This is a genomic window from Rhodococcus sp. PSBB066, from assembly GCF_017068255.1.
Taxonomy (GTDB): Bacteria; Actinomycetota; Actinomycetes; order Mycobacteriales; family Mycobacteriaceae; genus Rhodococcus; species Rhodococcus aetherivorans.
On sequence record NZ_CP070859.1, the window covers coordinates 3,708,600 to 3,722,940 of the forward strand.

The window sequence follows — 14,341 nt, forward strand, 5'->3', positions numbered from 1 at the left end:
GCGGCGCCGACGGGCCGGACCCGGCGACGGGCCGGGGCCGCCGTTGGGGCAGACTGGACGGGTGAGCACAGACGATCCCGTACTTTCCGCCAAGGGCCGCGGTCTGCCCCGCATGAGCGCCGCAGTGGCCGAGCACACCGCGCACGAACCCGACCCCGGCGGCCACTTCGGGGTCTTCGGCGGCCGGTTCGTCCCCGAGGCGCTGATGGCGGTGATCGAGGAGGTCACCGCCGAATACGACAAGGCGCGGGTCGACAACGGATTCCTCGACGAACTCGATCGGTTGCAGCGCGACTACACCGGCCGGCCCTCCCCGGTGTACGAGGCCAAGCGGCTGAGCGAACACGCCGGCGGCGCCCGGATCGTGCTCAAGCGCGAGGATCTCAACCACACCGGCTCGCACAAGATCAACAACGTGCTCGGGCAGGCCCTGCTCGCCCAGCGGATGGGCAAGACCCGGGTCATCGCGGAGACCGGTGCCGGGCAGCACGGCGTCGCCACCGCCACCGCCTGCGCCCTGCTCGGCCTCGACTGCGTCGTCTACATGGGCGAGGTCGACACCGAGCGGCAGGCCCTCAACGTCGCCCGGATGCGCCTGCTCGGCGCCGAGGTCGTCGCCGCGACCAGCGGTTCGCGCACCCTCAAGGACGCGATCAACGAGGCCATGCGCGACTGGGTCACCAATGCCCACAACACCTACTACTGTTTCGGCACCGCCGCCGGCCCGCACCCGTTCCCCATGATGGTGCGCGACTTCCAGCGCATCATCGGCCTCGAGGCGCGCGCGCAGGTGCAGGCGCTCACCGGCCGGTTGCCCGACGCCGTCACCGCCTGCGTCGGCGGCGGATCCAACGCCATCGGCATCTTCCATGCCTTCATCGACGACCCCGGTGTCCGCCTGGTCGGCTTCGAGGCCGGCGGCGACGGGGTGGAAACCGGGCGGCATGCCGCCACCATCACCGGCGGCACGCCCGGCGCGCTGCACGGCGCCTACTCCTACCTGCTGCAGGACGAGGACGGCCAGACCATCGAGTCGCACTCGATCTCCGCCGGCCTGGACTACCCCGGCGTCGGACCCGAGCACTCCTACCTCAAGAACATCGGCCGCGCCGACTACCGGCCCGTCACCGACGCCGAGGCCATGGAGGCGTTCTCGCTGCTCTCGCGCACCGAGGGCATCATCCCCGCCATCGAGTCGGCGCACGCCGTCGCCGGGGCCCTGAAGCTGGGCCGCGAACTCGGCTCCGGCGCCGTCGTGCTGGTCAATCTGTCCGGCCGGGGCGACAAGGACGTCGACACCGCCGCGCGGTGGTTCGGGCTCCTTCCCGCCGACCCCGCCACCTCCGACACGACGGAAGGATCCGCGCAGTGAGCGCCCAGCAGCCGCAGTCCCGCCTCGGTGAGGTCTTCGCCCGATGCAAGGCCGAGAACCGCGCCGCGCTCGTCGGCTACCTGCCCGCCGGATACCCCGACCTGCCGCGCTCGATCGAGGCGTTCGAAGCGCTCGTGCAGGCCGGCTGCGACATCGTCGAGGTCGGCATCCCCTACAGCGACCCGGTGATGGACGGACCCACCATCCAGGCCGCCGCCGACGAGGCGCTCACCGCGGGCTTCCGGGTGCGGGACGTGTTCCGCGTCGTCGAGGCCGTCGCCGCGGCCGGCGGCCACGCCGTCGTGATGACCTACTGGAACATCGTCCTCAAGTACGGGATCGACGAATTCGCCCGCGACCTCGCTGCCGCCGGGGGACTGGGGATCATCACCCCGGACCTCATCCCCGACGAGGCCGAGCAGTGGATCGCGGCGGCGGACCGGCACGGGCTCGACCGCATCTTCCTGGTCGCCCCGTCGTCGACCGCCGAGCGCCTCGTCATGACCGTCGACTCCTGCCGCGGGTTCGTCTACGCCACCTCCACGATGGGCGTGACCGGCGCCCGCGACGCCGTCTCCGACATGGCGCCCGAACTCGTCGCCCGGGTGCGGGAGCACTCGCAGATCCCCGTGGGTGTCGGCCTGGGCGTGCGGTCCCGGGAACAAGCCGCGCAGATCGCCGCCTACGCGGACGCGGTGATCGTCGGCTCGGCGCTGGTGGCCGCCGTGGCGCAGGGCCCCGACGCGTTGCGCACGCTCACCACGGAACTCGCGGAGGGCGTGCGCTCGGCTAGCGTGGCCACGTGACCTCCACCGCCGTACCCGCCGCCGCTACCGTCCTGGCGTATCTGCCCAGTCCACCGCAGGGGGTGTGGTACCTCGGGCCGATCGCGCTGCGGGCCTACGCCCTGTGCATCATCGTCGGGATCGTCGTCGCCATCTTCTGGGGCGACCGCCGCTGGGTCGCCCGTGGCGGCGAGCCGGGCACCGTCCTCGACGTCGCCGTGTGGGCGGTGCCGTTCGGCCTGATCGGAGGGCGCCTGTACCACGTCGCCACCGACTGGCAGAAGTACTTCGGCGCGGGCGCCGACCCGGTCGACGCGCTGAAGATCTGGCAGGGCGGACTCGGGATCTGGGGGGCGGTCGCCCTCGGCGGCGTCGGCGCCTGGATCGGGTGCCGGCGCCGCGGTGTGCCGCTGCCCGCCCTCGGTGATGCGGTGGCCCCGGCGATCCTGCTGGCGCAGGCCATCGGCCGGCTCGGCAACTGGTTCAACCAGGAACTCTACGGCCGGGAGACGACCGTGCCGTGGGGCCTCGAGATCTACGAGCGTCGCAACGACGCGGGACAGACCAGCCCGGACCTGATCGACGGGATCTCCACCGGGCAGGTCGCGGCGGTGGTGCATCCGACGTTCCTGTACGAGCTGGTGTGGAACCTGCTCGTCGTGCTGCTGCTCGTGTTCGTCGACCGGCGCTTCCGTATCGGACACGGCCGGCTGTTCGCGCTCTACGTGGCCGGCTACAGCGCGGGCCGCTTCTTCGTCGAACTCATGCGGTCCGACCCGGCCACCGAGATCGCCGGTATCCGGATCAATTCCTTCACCTCCGCCATCGTGTTCGTCCTCGCCGTCGCCTACGTCGTCTTCGCCCGCAAGGGTCGCGAAGCGCCGGAGGAACTGAAGTCCCGTCACCCGCACGGCGCCACCGCAGCCGCAGTTGCAGCCGATGCCACCGCAACCGGCGACGGGATCGGAGACGGTGGGGCGGCCGACGACGAGAAGCGGGACGGCGCATCCGGGCCCGTGGCATCGGCCGAGGCCGGCGGTAAGGTCGAGACAGGTAGGCGCAGCGAGAACGGAGGGGACAAGTCGTGACCACATCCGACGCGGGATCCCCGGACCCCACGGGCCCGGATCTGCGGAAGAAGGACGAGACGTCCGCCGGACCGGACCTGCGCAAACAGTCCGACGCCGAGGCCGCCCCCGCTGCCGGGTCGAGCGCCGCGCCGCAGGGCGGCGAGCCGGCCCCCACCGCGGAGCTGCCCACGTTCGGCGGCACCGCCGACTACGATCCGACCGCCCAGGCGTCGCTGTCCGTTCCGCCGCCCACCACCGAGTCGACCGCGCCCACATGGGGCACGGCCGGACCGGGCTGGGACACCTACTCCGGAATGGGCAACGGTCCCGGCTGGGGCACCACGCCGAGCTATCCACCGCCGTCGAGCGAAGCGCAATACGGCACCGCACACACCGGCGGGACCGAGGCGCCGACCGGCGGGCAGTACGCCGGCAGCGGACCCGTCTACGGGGCCCCCGACCCGCAGTTCCAGAGCGGGCCGCAGTACCCGTCCCCGGGCGGGCCGGGCTACGGTCCCACCGGCGGCTACGGTCCCACCGGCTACGGCGCCTACGGCGATCCCTCCGCGCCGTACGGACGGGATCCGGCGACGGGCGAGCCCTACTCCGACAAGTCGAAGACCACCGCGGGCCTGTTGCAGCTGCTGCTGCCCTTCGTCGGGATCTGCGGGGTCGGGCGGCTCTACCTCGGAAGCACCGCGGTCGGCCTCATCCAGCTCCTGGGGCTGTGGATCGGCGGACTGCTGACCATCCTCCTGGTCGGCTTCGTGATCATCCCGGTGATCTGGGTGTGGTCCGTCATCGACGGGATCATGATGCTCACCGGCAGCGTCCGCGACTCCGACGGCCGCCCGCTGCGGCCCTGACCCACCCACCCGACGGCCGGTCGCGCCTCTCGCGCGGCCGGCCGTCGCGCGCGTAGACTGGCCGCCACCGGGACCGATCCCCGGTTCGATCGTCGGGCGGAACTGGTCCGGCCACCCATACCGCAGCGCACGCCCGTCGTGGCGACCCCGTCGGGGCCGCCCATCCGACGACGCGCGACGTCGCCGCCACACCGGCGACGTGGAGGTGGACCGGTGCGGCATTCCGGGATGCCCGAGCCCCGCGGACTCTACGACCCCGACCGCGAATCGGATTCCTGCGGCGTGGGCGCGATCGTCGACCTGCGCGGCCGCAGCACCCACCGCACCGTCGCCGACGCACTCACCGCGCTGCGCAACCTCGGCCACCGCGGCGCCTGCGGTCGCGAACCCGCCAGCGGTGACGGCGCCGGCATCACCCTCGCGGTCCCCGCCGCGCTCCTCGACGCCGTCACCGGCTTCGAGCTCCCGCCGCCGGGGTACTACGCCACCGGCCTGTGCTTTCTGCCCCGCGACCCGCGGCGCCGGGCGACGGCGCGACGGCGGATCCACGCGCTCGCGGCCGAGGAGGATCTCCAGATCCTCGGCTGGCGCGAGGTTCCCGTCGACCCGTCCGGCCTCGGGCGCACCGCCGGAGCGTGCCGACCCCACATCAGCCAGCTGTTCGTCGCCGCCCCGCGCACGGGCGGCGCCCGGCCCGCCGGCGTGGACCTCGACCGGCGGGTGTATCCGCTGCGGCGCCGCGCCGAGCACACCGGCGACGTCTATTTCCCGTCGCTGTCCGCCCGCACCGTCGTCTACAAGGGCATGCTCACGGCACAGCAGTTGCCGGCGTTCTTCCCCGACCTGCGCGATCCGCGCTGCGCCAGCCCGATCGCGCTCGTGCACAGCCGTTTCTCCACCAACACCTTCCCGTCGTGGCGGCTCGCCCAACCGTTCCGGTACAGCGCCCACAACGGCGAGATCAACACGATCCGCGGCAACCGCAACCGGATGCACGCCCGCGAGGGACTCCTGCGCACCGGCCTGCTGCCCGGCGACCTGACCCGGTTGTTCCCGGTCTGCGCCCCCGACATGTCGGACTCGGCCTCCCTCGACGAGGTCCTCGAACTGCTCCACCTCGCCGGGCGCTCGCTGCCGCACGCGGTGACCATGCTCGTCCCGCCCGCATGGGAGAACGAGCCCGACCTCGATCCCCGGCGACGCGCCTTCCACCGCTTCCACGCCGCGCTGCTCGAACCGTGGGACGGGCCGGCGTGCCTGCCCTTCACCGACGGACGGCTGTTCGGTGCCGTGCTCGACCGCAACGGGCTGCGACCCGGCCGGTGGTGCCGCACCGCCGACGACCGCGTCCTGTTCGGCAGTGAAACCGGAATCCTCGACCTGCCACCGGAACACATCGTGCACAAGGGCCGGCTCGAGCCGGGCCGGATGCTCCTCGTCGACACCGTCGCCGGCCGCATCGTGCCGCCCGACGAACTGCTCGACACCCTCGCCGCCGCCCACCCCTACGGTCGGTGGCTGCGTGACGGGCAGATCGACCTGGCGGATCTGCCCCGCCCGGGCGGGCACCCCGCCCCGGACCACGACCAGGGCCGGACGCACCGGCTGTTCGGGTACACCCGCGAGGACCTCGAGGTGCTGCTCGAACCGATGGCCGCGACCGGTGCCGAACCGCTCGGCTCGATGGGCGCCGACATCGCCCCCGCGGTGCTGTCGCCGCGTCCCCGGCTGCTCTACGACTACGTCGTCGAATTGTTCGCGCAGGTCACCAACCCGCCGTTGGACGCGATCCGCGAACGGGTCGTCACCTCGATGCGGCGCGTCGCCGGCCCGGAGGACAACCTGTTCGACGCGTCCCCGAAGTCGTGCCGGCAACTGGTGCTCCCCGGCCCGGTTCTCGACACCGACGAACTCGCCGCCGTCGCGGCACTCGGCCCGGACGGGCCGCGCCCGGACCTCGCCTCCCGGGTACTGCCCGCGCACTTCGCGGCCGGCGGCGACCCCGGCGAGGCCCTCGCCGCCGGGCTCGCGGACCTGCGCCGCGCCGCCGACACCGCCATCGACGCCGGCCGGGGCATCCTGATCGTCACCGACCGCGGTTGCGGGCCGGACCGCGTCCCCATCCCCTCCCTGCTCGCCGTCTCCGCCGTGCACCACCACCTCGTCCGCACGCGGCGGCGCACCCGCGTCGCGCTGATCGCCGAATCCGGGGATGCGCGCGAGGTCCACCACGTGGCCGCGCTCGTCGGATTCGGCGCCGCGACGGTGTGCCCCTACGTCGCCCTCGACACCGTGCGCTCACTCGCGGCCGCCGGGCGCATCCCCGGCACGGACCCGGCGACGGCCGCGGCGAACTACCGGCGCGCCGTCGTCTCCGGGGTTCGCGAGGTGATGGCCAAGCTCGGAATCTCCACCCTCGCCTCGTACACGGCGGCGCAGACATTCGAGGCCGTCGGCCTTGCCCGCGAGGTCGTGGACGCGTATCTTCCCGGCACCGTCTCCCGGCTGGGCGGCGCGAGCCTCGCCGACCTGGCCCGCGACGCCCGTCGCCGGCACCGGACCGCCTTCGAGAACCGGTGCGCCGAAACGGCTCTCGACAGTGGGGGCGTCTACCGGTATCGACGCGACGGCGAACCTCACCTGTTCACCCCGGAGACGGTGTTCCTGCTGCAGCACGCGACCCGCACCGGGCGGGTGGACGTCTACGCGCGGTACTGCGCCGAGATCGACCGGCTCGCCGCCGCGGGCGGAACCCTGCGCGGGCTGTTGCGCACCGTCGCCGCGGATCCGATCCCGCTCGACGAGGTCGAGCCGGTGGAGGACATCGTGCGCCGCTTCGCCACGGGGGCGATGAGCTACGGTTCGATCTCCGGTGAGGCGCACGAGACCCTCGCCGTCGCGATGAACCGCCTCGGCGGCCGGTCGAACTCGGGGGAGGGCGGGGAGGATCCCGACCGCCTCGGTGACCCGCTGCGCCGCAGCGCCGTCAAGCAGGTCGCCAGCGGCCGCTTCGGTGTCACCGCCGCCTACCTCGCCGACGCGACCGACCTGCAGATCAAGATGGCGCAGGGAGCGAAACCCGGTGAGGGTGGCCAGCTTCCCGGCCACAAGGTGTACCCGTGGATCGCCCGTACCCGGCACGCCACCACGGGCGTCGGACTGATCTCCCCGCCGCCGCACCACGACATCTACTCCATCGAGGACCTCGCCGAGCTCGTCCACGACCTGCGGTGCGCCAACCCGCAGGCCCGCATCCACGTCAAGCTCGTCAGCGGCGTCGGCGTCGGCATCGTCGCCGCCGGCGTCGCCAAGGCCCATGCCGACGTGGTGCTGATCTCCGGCCACGACGGCGGCACCGGGGCGGCCCTGCTCACCGCCCTGCAGCACACCGGCACCCCGTGGGAGATCGGGCTCGCCGAAACCCAGCAGACCCTCGTGCTGAGCGGCCTGCGCGACCGCATCACCGTGCAGTGCGACGGCGGGCTGCGCACCGGCCGCGACGTGATGATCGCGGCGCTGCTCGGCGCCGAGGAGTTCGGGTTCGCCACGGCACCCCTGGTGGTCCTCGGCTGCATCCTCATGCGGGTGTGCCACCTCGACACGTGTCCCGTCGGCATCGCCACCCAGAACCCCGAACTGCGGGAGAAGTTCACCGGCAGAGCGGAATTCGTGGAGCAGTTCTTCCGGTTCGTCGCCGGGGACGTGCGCCGGCGGCTCGCGGCGCTGGGCCTGTCCCGCCTCGACGACGCCGTCGGCCGGGTCGACCTGCTCGAACCCGACGCGGCACTCGAGCACTGGCGTCGCCGGGGACTCGACCTCGCACCCCTGTTCACCCCGCCGGCCGACGCCCTCGGGGCACCCCCGCAGCGCCGCCGTACCCGCCCCGCGGCCGGACCGCCCGACGCGCCGCTGGACCGTGACCTCATCGCCCGCGCGGCCCCCGCCCTCGACGACGGCCGTCCCGTGCATCTCACCGCCGCCGTCACCAACCGCGACCGCGCCGTCGGCACCCTGCTCGGCTGGACCACCGGTCGACGGTGCCCCACCGGCCTGAGCGACGACACGGTGCGGATCGATTTGTACGGCAGCGCCGGGCAGTCCCTCGGTGCCTTCCTGCCCGTCGGCATCACCGTCACCGTCACCGGCGACGCCAACGACTATGTCGCCAAGGGCCTGTCCGGCGGACGGGTGGTGGTGCGCCCCGACCCGGCCGCGCCGTTCGACCCGCACGAGCAGATCGTCGCCGGCAACACCGTCCTGTACGGGGCCACCTCCGGGGAGTTGTTCCTGCACGGCCGGGTGGGGGAGCGCTTCGCGGTGCGCAATTCCGGCGCCGACGCCGTGTGCGAGGGCACCGGCGACCATGCCTGCGAGTACATGACCGGGGGCCGCGTCGTGATCCTCGGCGCCACCGGCCGCAACCTCGGCGCCGGCATGTCCGGGGGGCTGGCCTACGTCCTCGACCTCGAGCCCGGCCGCGTCAACACCGCCTCCGTGCAACTGCAGCCCGTCGACGACGGCGACCTCGCTCCGCTGCGTGACCTGATCGCCCGCCACCACGCGCGCACCGGATCGGCGGTCGCCGGGGAGATCCTCGCCGAATGGCCCGGCAGTGCGGTCCGGTTCACCGCGGTGGTGCCCGAGGATCTGATCCGCGTCCGCGCCGCGGCGTGCGAGCGCCCCACCCCGGTGGGAGCCGACGGTGCCTGATCCCCGCGGATTCCTGCGCTACGACCGACGCGAACCGCCGCGCCGGCCCGCCGCCGAGCGCGTCCGCGACTGGGCGGAGGTGCACCGGGCGCAGCCCCCGGACGAGGAGGCGCTCTCGATCCGGGAGCAGGCCGCCCGCTGCATGGACTGCGGTATCCCCTTCTGCCACAGCGCCGGCACCGGCTGCCCGCTCGGCAACCTCATCCCCGAATGGAACGACCTGGTGCGTCGTGACCTGTGGGCCGAGGCCGCCGACCGGCTGCACGCCACCGACAACTTCCCCGAGTTCACCGGCCGGCTGTGCCCGGCACCCTGTGAATCCGCCTGCGTGCTCGCCCGGGACGACCACACCGCGGGCGTGACCGTCGAACGGATCGAGCGGGCGATCGCCGACCGGGCCTGGGCCGACGGCCGCGTGCCGCCGCGCCCCCCGGCCCGCGGCACCGGGAGATCCGTCGCCGTCGTCGGCTCCGGACCGGCGGGTCTCGCCGCGGCCCAGCAGCTCACCCGCGCCGGACACGCCGTGACCGTCCTCGAACGCGCCGACCGGCTCGGCGGACTGCTGCGCTACGGCATCCCGGCGTTCAAGATGGACAAGGCCCTCGTCGACAGGCGCCTCGCGCAGATGCGCGCCGAGGGCACGGTCTTCCGCACCGGCACCGAGGCCGGGATCGACCCGGATGTCGCCACGCTGCGGGCCGGCTTCGACGCGGTGGTCCTCGCGGTCGGGGCCGGCCGCGCCCGCGACCTGGCCGTCCCGGGGCGGGAACTCGGCGGGGTGCACCCCGCGATGGAGTACCTCGTCGCCGCCAACCACGAGTGCGAGGGCGACGGGCCCGCGGCCCTCACCGCCGCCGGACGGCACGTGGTGATCGTCGGCGGCGGGGACACCGGCGCCGACTGCTTCGGCACCGCACTGCGTCAGGGCGCGCGTTCCGTCACCCAGCTCGACTATCGGCCCCGGCCGCCCGGACGCCGCGACGAGGACGTCACGCCGTGGCCGCTCGCGCCGTGGGTGCTGCGAACGGCGCCCGCGCACGAGGAGGGCGGGACCCGCCGGTTCGAAGTGACGGTGCAGCACTTCGTCGGTTCCCGTGGGCGGGTGCGGGCGCTCGAACTGGCCGAGGTCGACGCGCGCCGCCTCCCCCTCGGGGACCCCTTCGAGATTCCCTGCGACCTCGCCCTCCTCGCCGTCGGCTTCGAGGGGGTCCAGCGCGGACCGCTCCTCGACGTTCTCGGCCTGACCCCCGGCGTCCGGGGCACTCTCGACTGCGACGAGCGCTGGCAGACCTCGGCCCCGGGGGTGTTCGTGTGCGGCGACGCCCACCGCGGTGCGTCGCTGGTGGTGTGGGCGATCGCCGAGGGACGCGCGGCGGCGCGCGGTGTGGACGCGTTCCTCACGGGCGAGTCGGCGCTGCCGGCGCCGGTCCATCCCCGGTCGCTGCATCTGGACCCCCGGCGTTTCCCGGCTCGGCCGCCCGGGTAGGCCACCCGGGAGCGGCGCACCCGTCGCCGCAGGAAAGGAGCGTCATGAGCACGATCACCGAGTCGGTCGACGTCCATGTCCCGATCCGTACGGCCTACAACCAGTGGACGCAGTTCGAGGAGTTCCCCCGTTTCATGGAGGGCGTCGAGCGGATCCGCCAGATCGACGACACCCACACCCACTGGGTCGTCAAGGTCGCCGGCGGGACGAAGGAGTTCGACGCCACGATCACCGAGCAGCATCCCGACGAGCGCGTCGCATGGAGGTCCGACGCCGGGCCGGACCACGCCGGCGTGATCACCTTCCACCGGCTCGACGACACCACCACGCGGGTCACCGCGCAGATGGACATCGACCCCGAGGGCTTCTTCGAGAACGTCGCCGACAAGCTCGGCCTCCTCGATCGCCGCGTGAAGAGCGACATGCGGCACTTCAAGCAGTTCATCGAGGAACGCGGCGTCGCCGACGGCGCATGGCGCGGTGAGGTCGATCGTCCCGGCCCGTGACCGTGGACTTCCGGCCGAAGGAGACCCCGTGACGGAGAAGAAGCCGACCGACGGCAACCGGCCCAAGGGGGGCCGGCCCGGCCCGGTGGACGAGGGCAAGAACGGCGGCATGGCGACTCGGGAGCACGCCCCGGAAATCGCCGAGAACCCCACCGCCGAGAACTCCACCGACGACTGATCGCAGAGGCCGGAAGGGGCGATGCGGCCGAACCGCATCGCCCCTTCCGCCGTCGCACGGGCTGTCGACGGTCACGGCGTGCCGGGGTCGAGGGCGTCCTCCGTCGGCGCCGCCCGACCCGGCTTCGAGCCCGCGCCCGGCTGTGATTCAGGCGCTCGCGGCCGCGGTGGTGCCGGATCCGCTCGCGCGCAGGTCCGTGAGGAAGGCGTTGGCCCACCGGTCGACGTCGTGGTGGAGCACCTGGGTGCGCAGGGACTGCATCCGGCGCGCCGCCGTCGCCGGTTCCTCGGTGGCGGCGATGACGATCGCGCGTTTGACGGCGTCGAGATCGTGCGGGTTGACCAGATGAGCGCGGCGCAGCTCGCTGGCCGCCCCGGTGAACTCGCTCAGAACGAGGGCACCGGTGCCGTCGGTCCGGCAGGCGATGTACTCCTTGGCGACGAGGTTCATGCCGTCGCGCAGGGGTGTGACGAGCATGACGTCCGCCGCGCTGTACAGGGCCATGAGCTCGTCGCGGTCGACGGGCCGGTGCAGGTAGTGCACCACCGGTCGGCCCAGCTGCCCGTACTCGCCGTTGAGGTGGCCGACCTTGCGCTCGATGTCCTCGCGCAACTGGGCGTAGGCGGACACGCGCTCGCGACTCGGGGTGGCCAGCTGCACCATGACGACCTTCTCGGGGTCGAGGGTGCCCTCGTCGAGCAGCTCGTGCAGCGCTTCGAGCCGAATGTCGATGCCCTTGGTGTAGTCGAGCCGGTCCACGCCCAGCAGCAGGGTCTCGGGGTTGCCGAGTTCCTCGCGAACCTGCGCGGCCCGCTCGCGGATGTGGGGGGACCGGACGCGTTCGGCGAAGTGGGCCGAGTCGATCGAGATGGGGAAGGCGCCGACCTGCACCCGCCGGTCGCCGACGTCGACGGTGCCCACGCACGAGTCCAGGTCGGAGTGCGCGCTCGTGTGCAGACCGAGCAGCCGCTGTGCCAGGAACAGGAAGTTGCGGGCGCCGCCGGGCAGGTGGAAGCCCACCAGGTCGGCGCCGAGCAGGCCCTCCACGACGGCGGTTCGCCACGGCAGTTGCAGGAACAGCTCGGTGGGCGGGAAGGGGATGTGCAGGAAGAAGCCGATCTTCAGGTCGGGCCGGAGGTCGCGCAGCATCTTGGGCACGAGCTGGAGCTGGTAATCGTGCACCCACACCGTCGCGCCCGGGGCGGCCGCGTCGGCCGCGGCCTCGGCGAAGCGGCGGTTGACCGCGACGTATGTCCGCCACCACGTGCGGTCGTAGGCGGGAGCGACGATCGCGTCGTGGTACAGCGGCCACAGCGTCGCGTTGGAAAATCCCTCGTAGTAGCCGGCGACCTCGCCTTCGGTGAGGGAGACCGGATGCAGCGTGATGCCGTCCTCGGTGAACGGATCGAAGGCGACGTCGGGGGCGCCGGGCCAGCCCACCCACGCGCCGTCGGCGGCGCGCAGCACCGGCTCCAGGGCGGTGACGAGCCCGCCCGGGCTGCGGCGCCACCCGCCGCGCCCGTCGTCGGCCGACGGGTCGTAGTCCACGGGGAGCCGATTGGCCACCACCACCAGGTCCGCTGCGGTCATCGCGTCGCGCCTCCTTGCTCGACACCGGGGCCGGTCGCTCCGGCAACTGCCGTCGAACTCGTACTTATGACAAGTAGTTTTTGTGTATCACTCGGGGCGGGGCGCGGAGGCACTTCGCCGCGCTCGGTATCCCGGGAAGCGACGCCCCCGCACCCCGCTGGTAGATAATCTGTCTCGCACAATAGAAATTTTGTCAAATGGAAGATGCAATTACCGCGGAACACCGGCCCGGTGCGGTGCGACGGGGAGGGTATCGACGATGTCCTTCCCGCGGAGGGTGGCACGGGCTTGCTTGCCGGCGGTTTCGGCGCCCGGGTGCCGGGGTAATCCGGCTGCGGGGTGCCCGGCACCTACGTGCCGACACCGGCGGGCCGGCGAGACGGCCCGCGGAGGTACTACACACGAGCCTGTAGGAGGAATCGAAGATGGCGAAGTTCACCGTCCCCGGCCTGAGCGACAGCGAGGGCGTCCGGGTGGCCGAAGTGCTGCAGAATCGGCTCAGCGCCTACAACGACCTGCACCTCACCCTCAAGCACGTTCACTGGAACGTCGTGGGACCGAACTTCATCGGCGTGCACGAGATGATCGATCCGCAGGTCGACGCGGTCCGCGGATTCGCCGACGACGTCGCCGAACGCATCGCCGCGCTCGGGTCGTCCCCGAAGGGGACCGCGGGCGCGATCGAGAAGGACCGCTCGTGGGACGACTACTCGGTGGGGCGGGACACCGCCCAGGCCCACCTCGCCGCCCTCGACCTGGTGTACGACGGCGTGATCGGGGACTGCCGCAAGGCGATTTCTGAGGTCGGGGAGATCGATCCGATCACCGAGGACCTGCTCATCGGGCAGACGCGCGACCTCGAGAAGTTCCAGTGGTTCGTCCGGGCACATCTCGAGAACTCGGCCGGAACCCTCGCGCACGAGGGCGCGCGCACCGAACGGCAGGCCGCGGACGAAGCCCGCTGAGCGGGCGAGCCGCCGGCCGGGTCCTTCGCCCGCCGCTGCGCGCAGACATCACCGGCCGCCGGACAGCGCATTGCACCCCCGCGCCGTCCGGCGGCCGGGGGTGTCCGCTGGAGGTCGCTCAGCTGTTGCCGTTGTCCGCCCGCAGGCGCGCGTTGTCCGACTCGAGTCGCGCATTGGCATCCTCGAGCCGGGCCTTGTCGGATTCCAGGCGAGCCTTGTCCGATTCGAGCCGGGCATTGTGGGATTCGAGACGTGCGTTGTGGGACGCCAGTTCGGCGTGGTTCGACTCGAGGCGGAAGATCTGGGCGATGCCGGCCAGATTGATGCCCTCGGCGAGGAGTTCGCCGATGCGTCGCAGGCGCGCCACGTCCTCGTCGCTGTAGCGGCGGGTGCCGCCTTCGGTGCGCGCGGGGCTGAGCAGTCCGCGGCGTTCGTACAGGCGCATGGACTGCGGATCGACCCCGGACAGCTCGGAGGCCACCGAAATGCCGTAGACACCGCGGCGGGAGTGCGGTAGCGGCTCCTTCCTCGTTTTCTCCATTTCAGATTCCCTCGTTCGGTGTCCTCGCTGCCATGGCCTCCGGTGTGCCGAATCTACCCGATCGCCACAGGAAACCTTCCGTGCCGGAGACAATTCCCGGGCGACGCCGGCGCGGGCTCGGACCGCCGGGAAGCGGGCTCTCCGGTACGAATATCTCTCTTGTATGACACACATTTTATGCATCGCGTGGGGTGGCCGCGATCGATGCCGCGCCGTTTCCGTGCCCCGCCCCCGCCGTCCGGACGGGAGTGCCGTCCTGCGCCGCGGGCGCA

11 protein-coding genes are annotated in these 14,341 nt (G+C 72.6%); 9 read left to right on the forward strand and 2 right to left on the reverse strand.

What is annotated here, in order from left to right; translation table 11 throughout:
- Positions 1–112 precede the first annotated feature (112 nt).
- The 8 genes from trpB to JYA75_RS16980 all read left to right on the forward strand — a co-directional run bounded on the left by trpB (position 113) and on the right by JYA75_RS16980 (position 10,973).
- Positions 113–1,372, forward strand: coding sequence for a tryptophan synthase subunit beta (gene trpB / locus JYA75_RS16945; protein WP_044475995.1), 1,260 nt, complete (start codon positions 113–115; stop codon positions 1,370–1,372).
- A complete protein-coding gene (gene trpA / locus JYA75_RS16950) occupies positions 1,369–2,178 on the forward strand; it encodes a tryptophan synthase subunit alpha (RefSeq protein ID WP_006936959.1) in 810 nt (269 codons plus the stop codon). Before trpB ends, trpA begins: the two co-directional genes overlap by 4 nt.
- The gene (gene lgt / locus JYA75_RS16955; protein WP_065922511.1) at positions 2,175–3,245 is read left to right on the forward strand and encodes a prolipoprotein diacylglyceryl transferase; all 1,071 of its coding nucleotides are present in this window, start codon (positions 2,175–2,177) and stop codon (positions 3,243–3,245) included. The genes trpA and lgt overlap by 4 nt, the downstream gene beginning before the upstream one ends.
- Positions 3,242–4,093 (forward strand): TM2 domain-containing protein, encoded by an 852-nt coding sequence (locus JYA75_RS16960; protein ID WP_185712780.1) that lies wholly within the window; start codon positions 3,242–3,244, stop codon positions 4,091–4,093. Before lgt ends, JYA75_RS16960 begins: the two co-directional genes overlap by 4 nt.
- Positions 4,094–4,321: 228 nt before the next feature.
- Positions 4,322–8,803, forward strand: a complete 4,482-nt coding sequence (gene gltB / locus JYA75_RS16965; RefSeq protein WP_203329207.1) for a glutamate synthase large subunit — start codon at positions 4,322–4,324, stop codon at positions 8,801–8,803.
- Positions 8,796–10,289 (forward strand): glutamate synthase subunit beta, encoded by a 1,494-nt coding sequence (locus JYA75_RS16970; protein WP_185712778.1) that lies wholly within the window; start codon positions 8,796–8,798, stop codon positions 10,287–10,289. The genes gltB and JYA75_RS16970 overlap by 8 nt, the downstream gene beginning before the upstream one ends.
- Before the next feature lie 44 nt (positions 10,290–10,333).
- The gene (locus JYA75_RS16975; RefSeq protein WP_006947046.1) at positions 10,334–10,795 is read left to right on the forward strand and encodes an SRPBCC family protein; all 462 of its coding nucleotides are present in this window, start codon (positions 10,334–10,336) and stop codon (positions 10,793–10,795) included.
- Positions 10,796–10,823: 28 nt separating this feature from the next.
- On the forward strand, positions 10,824–10,973 hold the full coding sequence (locus tag JYA75_RS16980) for a hypothetical protein (protein WP_164528073.1): 150 nt from the start codon (positions 10,824–10,826) through the stop codon (positions 10,971–10,973).
- Positions 10,974–11,120: 147 nt separating this feature from the next.
- On the opposite strand, the gene JYA75_RS16985 is transcribed toward JYA75_RS16980, so the two are convergent.
- Positions 11,121–12,563, reverse strand: a complete 1,443-nt coding sequence (locus JYA75_RS16985; RefSeq protein WP_006947050.1) for a trehalose-6-phosphate synthase — start codon at positions 12,561–12,563, stop codon at positions 11,121–11,123.
- 425 nt (positions 12,564–12,988) lie between these two features.
- Between JYA75_RS16985 and JYA75_RS16990 the strand changes: the two genes are divergently transcribed.
- Positions 12,989–13,528: a DNA starvation/stationary phase protection protein gene (locus JYA75_RS16990; protein ID WP_006947051.1), complete on the forward strand. Its 540-nt coding sequence runs from the start codon at positions 12,989–12,991 to the stop codon at positions 13,526–13,528.
- A 118-nt stretch (positions 13,529–13,646) separates the two neighbouring features.
- On the opposite strand, the gene JYA75_RS16995 is transcribed toward JYA75_RS16990, so the two are convergent.
- On the reverse strand, positions 13,647–14,069 hold the full coding sequence (locus JYA75_RS16995) for a MerR family transcriptional regulator (protein WP_006947052.1): 423 nt from the start codon (positions 14,067–14,069) through the stop codon (positions 13,647–13,649).
- Positions 14,070–14,341: the final 272 nt, after the last annotated feature.